The 12,271-nt window shown below is 74.4% G+C and carries 14 protein-coding genes; 8 read left to right on the top strand and 6 right to left on the bottom strand.

The genetic code is table 11. From position 1 onward, the window contains the following. Positions 1 to 75 precede the first annotated feature (75 nt). The 5 genes from BM419_RS15670 to BM419_RS15650 all read left to right on the top strand — a co-directional run bounded on the left by BM419_RS15670 (position 76) and on the right by BM419_RS15650 (position 4,481). Positions 76 to 1,005, top strand: a complete 930-nt coding sequence (locus BM419_RS15670) for a VWA domain-containing protein (protein ID WP_091926962.1) — start codon at positions 76 to 78, stop codon at positions 1,003 to 1,005. Then, on the top strand, positions 1,005 to 1,925 hold the full coding sequence (locus BM419_RS15665) for a tetratricopeptide repeat protein (protein WP_091926961.1): 921 nt from the start codon (positions 1,005 to 1,007) through the stop codon (positions 1,923 to 1,925). The genes BM419_RS15670 and BM419_RS15665 overlap by 1 nt, the downstream gene beginning before the upstream one ends. Further along, positions 1,919 to 3,220 (top strand): BatD family protein, encoded by a 1,302-nt coding sequence (locus tag BM419_RS15660; protein ID WP_091926960.1) that lies wholly within the window; start codon positions 1,919 to 1,921, stop codon positions 3,218 to 3,220. The genes BM419_RS15665 and BM419_RS15660 overlap by 7 nt, the downstream gene beginning before the upstream one ends. Before the next feature lie 101 nt (positions 3,221 to 3,321). Further along, positions 3,322 to 3,792: an EF-hand domain-containing protein gene (locus BM419_RS15655; RefSeq protein ID WP_175556313.1), complete on the top strand. Its 471-nt coding sequence runs from the start codon at positions 3,322 to 3,324 to the stop codon at positions 3,790 to 3,792. A gap of 179 nt (positions 3,793 to 3,971) precedes the next feature. Beyond that, a complete protein-coding gene (locus tag BM419_RS15650) occupies positions 3,972 to 4,481 on the top strand; it encodes a hypothetical protein (RefSeq protein WP_091926959.1) in 510 nt (169 codons plus the stop codon). A gap of 113 nt (positions 4,482 to 4,594) precedes the next feature. Here BM419_RS15650 and BM419_RS15645 read toward each other — a convergent pair whose 3' ends face one another. Beyond that, complete coding sequence (locus tag BM419_RS15645; protein WP_020094046.1) at positions 4,595 to 5,425, bottom strand: pyruvate, water dikinase regulatory protein; 831 nt, start codon at positions 5,423 to 5,425, stop codon at positions 4,595 to 4,597. Between the two features lie 487 nt (positions 5,426 to 5,912). On the opposite strand from BM419_RS15645, the gene BM419_RS15640 reads away from it, so the two are divergent. The 3 genes from BM419_RS15640 (at position 5,913) to BM419_RS15630 (ending at position 7,980) form a co-directional block, all read left to right on the top strand. Further along, a complete protein-coding gene (locus BM419_RS15640) occupies positions 5,913 to 7,103 on the top strand; it encodes a uroporphyrinogen decarboxylase (RefSeq protein ID WP_091926958.1) in 1,191 nt (396 codons plus the stop codon). A gap of 8 nt (positions 7,104 to 7,111) precedes the next feature. Beyond that, the gene (gene hemJ, locus BM419_RS15635) at positions 7,112 to 7,543 is read left to right on the top strand and encodes a protoporphyrinogen oxidase HemJ (protein WP_020094048.1); all 432 of its coding nucleotides are present in this window, start codon (positions 7,112 to 7,114) and stop codon (positions 7,541 to 7,543) included. 65 nt (positions 7,544 to 7,608) lie between these two features. Next, positions 7,609 to 7,980 (top strand): lysozyme inhibitor LprI family protein, encoded by a 372-nt coding sequence (locus tag BM419_RS15630; RefSeq protein WP_244540785.1) that lies wholly within the window; start codon positions 7,609 to 7,611, stop codon positions 7,978 to 7,980. A gap of 10 nt (positions 7,981 to 7,990) precedes the next feature. Here the strand turns inward: BM419_RS15630 and BM419_RS15625 are convergent, their stop codons facing one another. From BM419_RS15625 to BM419_RS15605, 5 genes are all read right to left on the bottom strand, one after another. Further along, a complete protein-coding gene (locus BM419_RS15625) occupies positions 7,991 to 8,719 on the bottom strand; it encodes a cysteate racemase (protein ID WP_091926957.1) in 729 nt (242 codons plus the stop codon). 96 nt (positions 8,720 to 8,815) lie between these two features. Further along, positions 8,816 to 9,667, bottom strand: coding sequence for a LysR family transcriptional regulator (locus BM419_RS15620; RefSeq protein ID WP_091926956.1), 852 nt, complete (start codon positions 9,665 to 9,667; stop codon positions 8,816 to 8,818). Positions 9,668 to 9,690: 23 nt separating this feature from the next. Next, positions 9,691 to 10,683 (bottom strand): ATP phosphoribosyltransferase, encoded by a 993-nt coding sequence (gene hisG / locus BM419_RS15615; protein WP_091680945.1) that lies wholly within the window; start codon positions 10,681 to 10,683, stop codon positions 9,691 to 9,693. Next, positions 10,680 to 11,822, bottom strand: coding sequence for an ATP phosphoribosyltransferase regulatory subunit (locus tag BM419_RS15610; RefSeq protein ID WP_020094053.1), 1,143 nt, complete (start codon positions 11,820 to 11,822; stop codon positions 10,680 to 10,682). The genes hisG and BM419_RS15610 overlap by 4 nt, the downstream gene beginning before the upstream one ends. 174 nt (positions 11,823 to 11,996) lie before the next feature. Then, entirely contained in the window at positions 11,997 to 12,239 is a 243-nt protein-coding gene (locus BM419_RS15605; RefSeq protein WP_091926955.1) for a hypothetical protein, read from the bottom strand. Positions 12,240 to 12,271: the final 32 nt, after the last annotated feature.

The following is a 12,271-nucleotide window of genomic DNA, read 5'->3' as shown; positions in this document are numbered from 1 at the left end:
CCTCCCCCGCGTCCCGCGGTGCCGGGGCGCGGCGCCGGCCTCGGGGGCGGGAATGCGGGTCGGAGGGTCCGCCCGATGAGCGCCCTCGACGCCGTCGCCCTCCTGCGCCCCTGGTGGTTCCTGGCGATCCCGGTCGTGGTCCTGCTGGCCCTTCGCGCCGCGTGGCGCTCGGCGCCGCTGGGCGACTGGGCCCGGGCCGTCGACCCGGCGCTGATGGCCCATCTCGCCCGGGCCGGCGCGGTCCTCGGCGGCCGGCGGCAGGCGAACCTCGCCGCCGCGCTGGCGGCCGGGCTGATCGCCCTGGCGCTGACCGGCCCCGCGGTGGAGCGGGCGGACGGGCGGACCTTCCGCAACCTCGACGAGACCGTGCTCGTCGTCGACCTGTCGCGGTCGGTCACCGAGGGCGGCAACCTCCAGGGCGTCCGGCAGGCCGCCGCCGCCGTGGCGGAGGCCGCCGGCACCCGGGCGGTCGCCCTCGTGGTCTACGCGGGCGACGCCTACCTCGCCGCCTCCCCGACCACGGACCGCGACAGCCTCGGCACCACCCTGTTCGCCCTCGACGCCGACACGGTGCCGGACCGCGGCTCGCACCCCGAGCGCGGGCTGGCGCTGGCCCGCCGCACCCTCGCGGAGGCCAGCGTGGTGGCGGCCGACGTGGTGCTGATCAGCGACGGCGACGGCATCGGCGAGGCCGCCACCCGCGAGGCCCGCGCCATCGCCGAGCACGGCTGGCGGCTCCAGGCCCTCTACGTCCCGGCCGACAAGCCGCTGCCGCCCGGCGCGCCGAAGCCCGACCGGACCGCCCTCGACGCCCTCGCCCGGGCCGGCGGCGGCACGGCCGCCGACATCGCGACCCCGGGCCCGGTGCTCGACGCGGTCGGGGCCGGCCTCGCCCAGCACCTCGCGGCGGGCGGCTACGGCGTCCTGGCCTACGCGGATCTCGGGCGCTGGCTGCTGCTGCTGGCGGCGCTGCCGGCGCTGCTGCTGTTCCGCAGGAGCGCGTGATGCGGCTGACCCTTCCCGAGACCGGCCTCGCCGCCCCGCTCCGGGCCGGCCTGCCGCCGCGCTGGCGGCGGCTCGCCCGGATCGCCGGCCTCGCCCTCGCCGGGATCGGCCTCCTGGCGCTGCTCGCGGTCTCGCAGCCCCGCACCGGCTTCGGGCGGCTGCTGATGGGTCTCGGCCTGCCGGGCCTCGCCGCGGACGTGTTCGTCGATCCGGCCTGGCGCGCCGCCGCGCTCTACGAGGCCGGCCGCTACGAGGAGGCGGTCGCGCTGTTCCGTGCCGGCGGGCGGCGGGCGAGCTACAATCTCGGCAACGCTCTGGCCAGGGCCGGCGACCTCGACGGGGCGCTCGCGGCCTACGACGAGGCCCTGCGCTTCAACCCCCGCGACGCCGACGCCCAGGCCAACCGCTCGCTGATCGCCCGGATGCGAGCCGAGGTGATCGACCGCGGGCCCGGCGGCGGCATCGCCAACGGCACCGCCCAGTACGGCGCCCGCTACAACAACACCGCCAACCAGGACCAGAACAACGACATCAACGCCGCCTCCAGCGGCGAGGGTCTCGCCGGCAACAAGGAATCGAACGCCAGCGCGTCGCTGCCCGGCAACAGCAAGGTCGCCCGCCGCGGCAAGGCCGAGCAGCAGTCGATCGACGCCGGCAAGGGCCAGGCCCGGGGCTCGGCCGGCGACGCCGCCGGCCGCGGCCGGACCGGCGGCGGCTCAGCCATGGTGGCCGAGGCGCCCGAGCGCGAGGTCCGCCGGGTGACCAAGAGCTTCGAGGCCCACGAGATCCGCCCGGACCGGCTCTGGCTCCAGACCCTGCTGGACGATCCCGGCCGCTATCTCAAGCTGCGCCTGCGCGCCGAGCAGACCCGCCGGGTCGAGGCCGGCACCGCGATCCCCGCCGGGAGCAACCCGTGGTAAGTGTTTTCGGCGTTTCCGAGCGGCGCGCCCTGACCCGCGCCCTGACCCGTGCCCTCATCCTCCTCGCGCCCTTCCTCGCCCCCCTGCCCGCCCGGGCCGAGATCGAGCCGGGCGACCTCACGCTGACGGTGACCGCGGAGCTCAACGGCAACAGCGCCCCCTTCCCCCGCGAGATGGTGCTGCTGAAGATCCACGGGGTCTACAAGCAGCCGATCCTGCTCGAGGAGGTGGTGCAGCCCTCCCTCGCGAACTTCTCGTGGACGCAGCTCGGCCGCGACCACTGGAGCCGGACCAAGCTCCCCGACGGCCAGAGCGCCATCGCGTTCGACCGCACCGTGGCGGTCTTCCCGCACCATGCCGGCCAGTTCACCATCGAGCCGTTCGTCCACAAGCTCACCGTCAACGATGTCGGCGAGCGGCGGGTCGTCGAGGTCCGCTCGAAGCCGATCCCCTTCCCGGTCGCACCCTGGACCGAGCCCACCGGCGGCCCCGACGCCAAGGAGCCCTGGTGGCTGCCCGCCAAGGACGTGGCGATCACCGATTCCTGGAGCCCGGACCCGGAGACCATCAAGGTCGGCGAGACCACCCGCCGGATCGTCACCCTGGAGGCCCAGGGCATGGTCGCCGAAGGCCTGCCGCCCCGGCCGGTCATGCGCACCCGCGGCATCATCACCTTCGCGGGCCCCGTCACCCGCGAGACGCTGCTGACGCCCTCGGGACCCGTGGCGCGGGCCACATACCAGTGGGACGTGAAGCCCGGCGTGCCGGAGATCATCCCCCTCGACGCCATCGCGATCCCGTGGTTCGACACCAACACCCGCACGATGCGCGAGACCGAGATCCCGGCCCGGCAGATCGGCGGCGGCCTGCCCGACCGCGAGACCGAGCGGGCGCCCCCCGCGATCCCCTCGCCCCTCGTCGTCGCCGCCTCGGCGCTCGCCGCCTTCGGGCTGGGCCTCGCGCTGATCGGCTTCGGCCTCGGGCGGCCGCGCCTGCGCCTCTCCGTCGCGGCGCGGCGCTCCTTACGCGCGGCGGCCCGGGCCGGCGACCCGGTCGGGTTCCGCGCGGCTCTCGACGCCGCCGAGCGCGAAGTCCCCGACCTCGCCCGGACTTGGCGGGCGCGGCCCGATCTCGCGGCCGCCTTCGCGGCCCTCGACAGGGCGGTCTTCGGCGCGGCGGGCGCGCCCGTCCCGGATCTCCGGGCCCTGGCCCAAGCCCTGTCGCGCGCCGCGCCGGGGGAAGCCGCGGCCCCCGCGGCGGACCGGCTCGCACCCCTCGACGGCCCGGTCCGCTGAGCGCGGCGCGGCGCGGCTCCGCATCTCGTGAAGGCGGGCGCGGGAACGCAAGCCGGGACCGGGATTTGGGCTGCCGGAACCGACCGGCACCGGAGAGCCCCATGCCCGCGACCCCGCACCGATCCGCCCGCGCCGCCACGCGCCGCCCGACCATGGGCGCCCCGACCGTCGCCCTCGCCACCGCCCTCGTGACCCTCCTGGTCCTGCCGGCCGCGCTGCCGTCGGCGGCCCTCGCCCGGTCCTCCGGCACCGAGCGCGCGCTGAAGATGGTCGACACCGACCACGACGGCACGATCGACTTGGCCGAGGCCCAGGCCGCCGCCGGCAAGGTCTTCGACGCCGCCGAGACCGACAAGGACGGCACCGTCGACGCCAAGGAGCTGAAGGGCCGGCTCAGCAAGAAGGACCTGAAGGCCGCCGACACCGATTCCGACGGCACCCTCGACCGCAAGGAATACCTCGCCTTGGTCGCGCAGCGCTTCACGGCGGCCGATCCCGACAACGACGGCACCCTCGACGCCAGGGAACTCAAGTCCCCGGCGGGGCGCAGCCTTCTGCAGCTCCTGAAGTAAGCGCGCCTCCCGGACCTGCCGCCGTTGCACAGTTCATGAGCAAGTATTATTCCTGTGCAACGGCTCAAGTTCTGAGCAGGCATCAATATTTTGCACTATCTTGCGTCATCTGAATTGGCCTCGTAGGTTTCGGTTATCCGAGCGGTAAAGCATCGGGTGAACCACCAGGGAGGAGCGCGATGGCACGCGCCAACGAGGTCAAGGACAGGTTTCGCGCGCGTCTGCAGGCGGCCGACGAGCGCAGCAACGACTTCCGGCGGAAGCTGCTCGAGGACGGGTCCCGGGCGCTCCAGCCCGTCATGGGCGTGCTGAACCTGATGGCCGAGGTCCTCAACGAGGAGGACAACGTCCACGGCAGCATCACCGGCCTCGAGGCGAAGATCGATCAGGACAACTTCATCAGCCTGTGCGCGCAGCTGCGCGGCACCGAGTCCGAGCAGAAGATCAAGATCAAGTACGGTCCGGAACTCGGCGGCAGCAACTACATCTCGGTCTCGGGCCTGAACCAGCGCTACAACGAGCGCCTCGTGCCGGGGGCGGCGAGCTGCTCCGTCGGCCGGACGGTCGGCAGCGACATCCAGCTCGACGAGCACCGGGGCGACGAGCTGGCCGAGGTGGTCCGCGAGGTCGTCGAGGACTTCTACGCGGCCCAGATCGAGCAGCGCAGCCACTTCGCCTACGCGCGCTGACGCCAGCGGCGCCGCGAACCGATCCGCGCGCCGCCGGCATCCGCCGGCCCGCCCCCGTCCTCGGGGGGACGGCCGGACCCCGCCGAAGGGCTCGGCCCTTCGGAGGCCCCGCCTCAGTCGGCGATGAACTTCAGCCGGTGGTCGCGGTAGAGGTCGACGATCGCCGCGGCGGTCTCCTCGATGGACCGGCGGGTGACGTCGATCGTCGGCCAGCGGTTCTTGGTGAACAGCCGGCGGGACATGGTGATCTCGTCCGCCACCGCCGAGCGGTCGACGTAGAGGGACGATTCGTCGGCGTTGAGGCTCGACAGCCGGTTCTGCCGGATCTGCACGATGCGCTCCGGCGACGCGAACAGGCCGACCACGAGAGGCTTGCGGGCCCGCTCGATCGCCGGCGGCAGCGGCATGCCCGGCACCAGCGGCAGGTTGGTGGTCTTGAGGCCGCGATTGGCGAGGTAGATCGAGGTCGGCGTCTTCGACGTCCGGCTGACGCCGAGCAGGATCACGTCGGCCTCCTCCAGATTGTCCGGCAGGTTGCCGTCGTCGTGGGCCAGCGTGAAGTTCATCGCGTCGATGCGCTTGAAGTACTCGGCGTTCAGCATGTGCTGGGCGCCGGGCCGCGCCGTGGTCTCGGCGCCGAGATACGCGCGCAACAGGTCGTGGACCGGCCGCAGCACCGACAGGCACGGCGAGCCGGTCTCCCGGGCGACCTCCTCCAGCCGCTCGCCGAGGTCGCCCCCCACCAGCGTGTAGAGGACGAGGCCCGGCGCGGCCCGGATCTCCGAGATCACCCGGTCGAGCTGCGCGGCCGAGCGCACCAGCGGGTAGACGTGCTCGATCGCCGACACGCCCTCGTACTGGGCGGCGGCCGCGCGCCCGACGTTGATCAGCGTCTCGCCGGTGGAGTCGGAGACGAGGTGGAGGTGGAAGTAGCTGCGGCCCATTCCGATCGCCTCTGCGGTCGACCTCTCGGCCGACTGTGCGGTCGCCTCGCGCGGCGCCCACGTTGTCCACCGCCGGCCGCCAGGGGAGTCGATGAGTGTGGATAGGATGCCCCGCCGGGCCGGTCCAGGGCGATCCCGGTGCGCGCTGTCGACTCCGCCGTTCACAGGCAGATGATCGGGACGCGCCGAATCCGGCTCTCTGGACGAATCGGCCGCGAATCCGGCGCCCGTACACGACTCGGCGTTGCCAAGGCGCTGTCGGACCATCCGGTTCTCGCAAGTTGGCGGAAATCCTTTAAAGCCCCGTTAACGGCGCGGCGGCGGGGACCGCCTGTGGACGCTTTTGTGCCCCCGAGATTCGGCCCCCCAGAAGAAAAAACAGACTCCAAGATTCTCTCTTATCTTTTCGAAGGGGCCTGTGTGGGGATCGGCGCGCCTCGACTCGACAGGACGCCCGCCGACGGGCATGCGGGGTGAGGGATACGGGATGGGAGCGACCATGACGGGGACGGAGCGCGAGCCCGGGCAGACGACGTCGGGGACGACGTCCGAGCGCAAGGTGCTGCGGGTCCTCGAGGGCGAGGCGATCGGGCCGCCCCCCGCCTGGATGATGCGCCAGGCCGGGCGCTACCTGCCGGAATACCGGGCGACCCGGGCCGAGGCCGGCTCGTTCCTCGACCTCTGCTACAGCCCGGACTTCGCCGTCGAGGTGACGCTCCAGCCGATCCGGCGCTTCGGCTTCGACGCGGCGATCCTGTTCTCCGACATCCTGGTCGTCCCCCACGCGCTCGGCCAGGACGTGCGCTTCGTGGAGGGCGAGGGACCGCGCCTCGACCCGCTCGACGGTCGGGACGCGTTCGCGCGCCTGCGGGAGGCCGGCGACCCGGCGATCATGACCCACCTCGCGCCGGTCTTCGAGACGGTGACGCGGCTGCGGGCCGAATTGCCGGGCGAGACCACGCTGCTCGGCTTCTGCGGCGCGCCCTGGACGGTGGCGAGCTACATGATCGGCGGCCGCGGCACGCCGGACCTCGCCCCCGCGCGGGCCCTGGCCGAAGGCGACACCGCCCTGGTCGACACCCTGATCGACCGCCTCGTCGCCGTGCAGACCGAGTACCTCGTGCGCCAGCTCGAAGCCGGCGCCGACGCGGTGCAGATCTTCGAGTCCCACGCCGGCACCCTGCCGCGCGCCGTGCCCTCTGCCGTTCCGGCCTCGGGCGGCACGGTCGAGCCCGTCGGCGACGTCGCCGAGAGCGCTGTGCCGGGCGCGCCCGCCGCCGATGCCCTCACCCGCTGGTCGCTGCGGCCGATCGCCCGCATGGTGGCGGGCGTCCGCGCCCGGGTGCCGGGGGCGAAGATCATCGTGTTCGCCCGCGGCTCGGGCCTCGACGGCCACGCCCGGGTGGTGCCGGAGACCGGCGCCGACGCCGTCGGCGTCGACTGGGGCGTGGACCTGAAGGCCCTGCGAGACACGGTGCCGGCCGCGACGGTGACGCAGGGCAACCTGCATCCCGACACGCTGATCGCGGGCGGCGCGGCCCTCGACGCGGCGGTGGACGCGGTGCTCGAGGCGACCGCCGGCCTGCCGCACATCTTCAACCTCGGCCACGGCATCACGCCGCAGACGCCGGTGGCCCATGTCGAGCGGATGCTCGCGCGGCTGCGCGGCCAGGGCTGAGGCCGCGCGTGCTGTACGACTGGATCAAGGCCCTCCACGTCATCAGCCTGATCGCCTGGATGGCCGGGATGCTCTACCTGCCCCGGCTGTTCGTCTACCACGCGAGCCTGCCGCCCGGCGCGGAGGCGCAGTCCGCGACCTTCAAGGTGATGGAGCGCCGCCTGCTCAAGGCGATCATGAACCCCGCCATGATCGCCACCTGGGTGTTCGGGCTGGCGCTCGCCTGGATGAGCGGCTTCTACGCGAGCGTCTGGCTGCAGGCGAAGTTCGCGCTGGTGCTCGCGATGTCGGGCATCCACGGCTGGCTCGCCCGGATGGTCAAGGATTTCGCCGCCGACCGGAACACCCGTGGGCACAAGTTCTACCGGGTGCTCAACGAGGTGCCGACGCTGCTGATGATCGGCATCGTCATCCTGGCGATCGTCAAGCCGGGCCTCTGATCCCGCGATCCCGCGATCCTGTGATCCCGGCCGGAGCCTTTCTGCGGCCGGCCCGTTGGGAGGCCATGTCGAAGCCTCTCGTCCTCGTCCTCGCCCTCGCGCTGGGCGCCCTCGCGGGCCCGGTCGCCGGCGCGATCACCGCCTCCCCCGCCCGGGCCGCGAGCTTCCCGTGCGACAGGGCCGAGGCCCCCGACGAGAAGGCGATCTGCGCCCATCTCCCCCTCAACGACCGGGACGTCGAGATGGCGACCCGGTTCGAGATCCTGAAGAGCGTGCTTCCGATGGGCGGCCAGGCCAAGCTGCGCGACGACCAGGAGGCGTGGCTGACGGAGCGTCGCGCCTGCGGCGGCGACGCCGGCTGCCTGACGGCCGCCTACGACGCCCGGCTGAAGGTCCTGCGCGGGGTCCTGGCGGAATTCGCCAAGCAGGGCCCGTGAGGTCCCGCGCTCAGGCCGCGCGCGGCAGGGCCGCGGCGTCGACGCGGCAATCCAGCCGGCACGCCGCCACGCAGGCGCGCGCCAGCGCCTCGGTGGCGTCGACCAGCAGGCCCGACGGGTCGCTCCCGGCGAGCGCGAGCGGGATCTCCGTGCAGGCCATCACCACCCGGTCGCAGCCGGCCTCGGCCAGCGCCCGGACCTGCGCCTCCAGCAGCGGCGTCGCCTCGGCCACCCGGTCCGCCTTCACCAGCCGGATCGCCGCCGACACCGCGGCCTGACCCGCCTCATCGGGCGCGCGGCACGCGAGCCCGTGCCGCGCCAGCCGCTCCGGGTAGAGCCCGGACCGCAGGGTGCCGTCGGTGGCGAGCAGGCCGATCCGGCCGCCGCTCCCGGTTCGCGCCAGGGTCTCGGCCAGGGTCTTGGCCACCGCGTCGACGATGTGGAGGATCGGCAGGGCGGTCGCGGCCTGCAGCGCCGCGTGCCAGTGATGAGCGGTGTTGCAGGGGATCGCGATCCGGGTGGCGCCGCCGGCCTCGAGGCGCGCCAGGGCGGCGCGCAGCGCCGGCAGCGGGTCCGGGCCGGCGCCCAGGATCGCGGCGGCGCGGTCGGGGATGTCGACGGCCGAGCAGATCAGGGTCGGGATGTGATCCTGGTCGCGCCCCGCGGGCGTCGCCCGCACGAGCTTGGCCAGGAAATCCACCGTGGCCATCGGGCCCATCCCGCCGAGTACACCGAGCATCGCCGCCTCCGACCGTCGCGGCCGCCGTGATGGGCTGCGGCGGGGCGGGAATCCAATGCCGTGTCGGCACCGGCCATGCCGATCTGGCACCGGTTCCTAGAGTTCGGCCGCCAGGGCGGCGGCCGCGGCCCAGACCGCCGCGACCGCGCCGCCGCGCCCGGCCCTGCGATAGAGCCGGATCTCCAGCGGCGTGCCCGGCCCGGCCGCCACGAGGCTGCCGTCGGCGAGCTCGCGGGCGACGAGGCTCTCGGGCAGCCACGCGCGGCCGTGGCCCGCGAGGACCATGAACTTCAGGGCCTCCGCCATGGCGTTCTCGTTGATGTGGGCGGCCGCCGCCCCGTCACCGGCGAGCGCCGCGACCCGACCCAGGAACGAGTCCCGGGGATAGCCGAGCCCGGGCCGGTCCGCGGCCGGCCCCGGCCGGTGCACCGGCACGAGGCTGTCCCGGCCGATGGTCAAGTGCGGGAAGGCGGCCGGGTCGAGGGGGATCGGCACCAGGGGATGGTGGTAGGTCAGCAGCAGGTCGTAGCCGCCCTCGGCCAGCGCCTGCACGCAGGCGTGGAAATCGTCCGGCAGGAGCCGGCTGCCGAGCGGCCCGGTGCGGGCCTCGACGTCGCGGAACCAGCCCGGGAAGACGGTCAGCGCCAGGGTGTGGAGCGCCGCCACCGAAACGGTCCGCGGCGGCGGCCGGATCCGGGCGCGGAGCGCGTCGCGGCTGCCGTGGAGCCGCCGCACGGTCTCCTCGGCGGTCTCCAGGAACAGCCGGCCCTCCGGCGTCAGGGCCGTCGGGTAGGTGCTGCGGTCGACCAGCGCGACGCCGAGCCAGCCCTCGAGCGCCCGGATGCGGCGGCCGAAGGCCGGCTGGGTGACGTGGCGCTCGACCGCCGAGCGCGAGAAGCTGCCGGTGCGCGCGAGGCTCAGGAAGTCCTCGAGCCATTTCAGCTCCATCTCGGCTCCATCGCGCGGCGGTCTCAGAGCCGCGCCAGGAGCCGCTCTGCCAGCGGGTTCTCGGCCGCGAAGGCGTAGTCGACCCGCCGCACCGTGACCGCCCGCGCGCCGGCCTCGACCAGGGCGCCGGCGAGCTCGAACACCGCGGCCTCCCGGCAGCGCAGGACGATCTCGCCCTCCGGCCCCCGCGGCGCGCCGTAGGGCAATTCGGCCTCGTGCAGGCCCGCGATCGTGGCGAGGTCGATCGTGCCGCTCTCCGGCAGGGCGGCGCGCACCTCGCGGGTGGTCCGGGCGCGCTCCTCGGCGGCGATGCGGCCGAGCACCGTGCGGAGCGCGGCCCGCTGGCCCTCGCCCCAGGGGGCCTTCAGCGAGGCGACGAGGTTCGCCTCCGAGCGCAGGATGATGCCGTCGTCCAGCACCTTCAGGGCGTTGGCCGAGAGCGTCGCCCCCGTGGTGGTGATGTCGACCACGATCTCGGCCGAGCCCGCCGCCGGCGCCCCCTCGGTGGCGCCCAGGCTCTCGACGATCCGGTAATCGGCGACGCCCTTCTCGGCGAAGAACCGGCGGGTCAGGTTCACGTACTTGGTGGCGACCCGCAGGCGCCGGCCGTGGCGGGTCCGCATGCCGGCCGCGACCTCGTCGAGGTCGGACATGTCGCGCACGTCGATCCAGGCCTGGGGCACGGCCACCACCACGGTGGCGTTGCCGAAGCCGAGCGGCGTCAGCAGCTCGACCTGGTCGCGCACGTCCGGCAGGGTCTCGCGGATCAGGTCCTCGCCGGTGACGCCGAGATGGGCGGCGCCCGAGGCGAGCTGCGCGGCGATTTCGGAGGCCGAGAGGTAGCGCACCTCGACGTCGGGCACGCCGATGAGCTTGCCCCGGTAGTCGCGGGCGCCCGCGCCTTGAGCGAGCTTCAGCCCGGCCCGGCCGAAGAACGCGCTGGCATTCTCCTGCAGGCGGCCCTTGGACGGGACGGCGAGGATCAGCGGCATGGCGGCCGCGTCCGAGGCACTCATCGGCCGGCTCCCGCCACGCGCTCGATCCAGAAGGTGCATCCCACCGCCGGCAGCGGCGCCGGGCTGCCGAGATGGCCGAGCAGGCCGTCGTAGCGGCCGCCGCCGACCAGGGTCGGGCCGTCCCGCTCGGTCACCTCGAAGATGAAGCCGGTGTAGTAGTCGAGGTTGCGGGCGAAGCCGCCCTGGAAGCGGAAGCGCTCGATCGGCAGGCCGCGGGCCGCGATGAAGCCGGTGCGCTCCTCGAACAGGTCGAGGGCGGCCGCGAGGGCGTCGTGCCGCAGGCCCGCGTCGGCGACGAGCGCCCGCAGGTCGCGGGCGGCGGCGTCCGGATGGCCGGCGATCGCCCGGTAGCGGTCGAGGAGCGCGCGGTTCTCGGTGTTGAGCCCGGCGCCGCCATGGGCCTGCGCGGCGGCCTTGGCGAGGAAGCGCTCGGCGATCTCGCCGGCGCTGCGCCCGCCCACCGCCGAGATCCCGGCGATCGCCAGCACGTCCTCCACGAAGGCGCGCACGCCCCGCGGGTCCTGGCCCTGGATCGCCGCGAGCAGGCCCGCGTGGGGATCCTCGGGACGGGTGCCCTCGGCGCCGTTGGTGACGGCGTCCAGCGAGCGCCCGGCGGCCAGCGCCCGGAGCGTCCGGCGCTTGGCGGCGGGCGGGACCGCGAGCCCGTCGAGGAGCGCCACGGTCAGGCCCATATCGCCGAGCCGCACCGCCGGGTCGGTCCGGCCGAACAGGGCGAGGCCCTCCAGCGCGAGGCCCAGCACCTCGGCGTCGGCCGCCGGCGTGTCGGTCCGCCCGATCGACTCGATCCCGGCCTGGAAGAACTCGTCGGGCTCGTCGGCGGCGAGCCGGAAGACCGGGCCGCAATAGCTGTAATCGGCCGCCTGCCCGTCGGCCTCCGCCCGGTGCAGGCGGCAGACCGGGATGGTGAATTCGGGCCGCAGGCACAGCTCGGCGCCGCCCGCATCCTGGGTGACGAAGATCCGCCGGCGGATATCCTCGCCCGAGAGTTCGAGGAACGGCTCCAGCGGCTGCAGCACCGGCGGCGTCACCGGCCGGTAGCCCGCCGCCGCCAGATGCGCGGAGAGCCGCGCGCGCGCCGCGTCCCCCGCCCCCGTCTCGCCCGCCTCCGGTCGTGTCATCGCGATCCACCTCGCGGGGCAATCCACCTCGCGGGCGCTCTGTAGCAACCGCGACCGGACTTGGCGACACGCACCCGGGAAGCGTGGGGCCGGCGCGCCGCGCAGGACTGCGCAGACCCCGCGCCGCGGCCGGATTCCGCTACGGCGTCAGGGACCGGACCGGCTCAGAGCGGCTCAGAGCGGCCGGAGGCTGCCGAGGCGCGCGCCGCGCGGGCGCCGGACCGGCTTGCGGCGGGCGAGCACGGTCAGGGCGGGCGCCCCCGCCATCCCGGCGCTCAGGATCGGCGCGCTGCCGGTCCCGGGCGTGGCCTGCGCGACGGCGCTGGGCAGCCGGCCGAGGACCGGCCGGGCGGCCCAGGCGGGTCCCGCGCCGGCGCAGACCAGGCCGAAGGACAGGACGAGGATCTTCGCGCGCATCCCGACATCTCCGCGGCACCGACCGACGACAA

Origin of the sequence: Methylobacterium sp. yr668, from assembly GCF_900116245.1 — a bacterium.
Classification (GTDB): domain Bacteria; phylum Pseudomonadota; class Alphaproteobacteria; order Rhizobiales; family Beijerinckiaceae; genus Methylobacterium.
The sequence above is the reverse complement of the archived record's forward strand: the minus strand, read 5'-3'. Positions and strand labels throughout refer to the sequence as shown.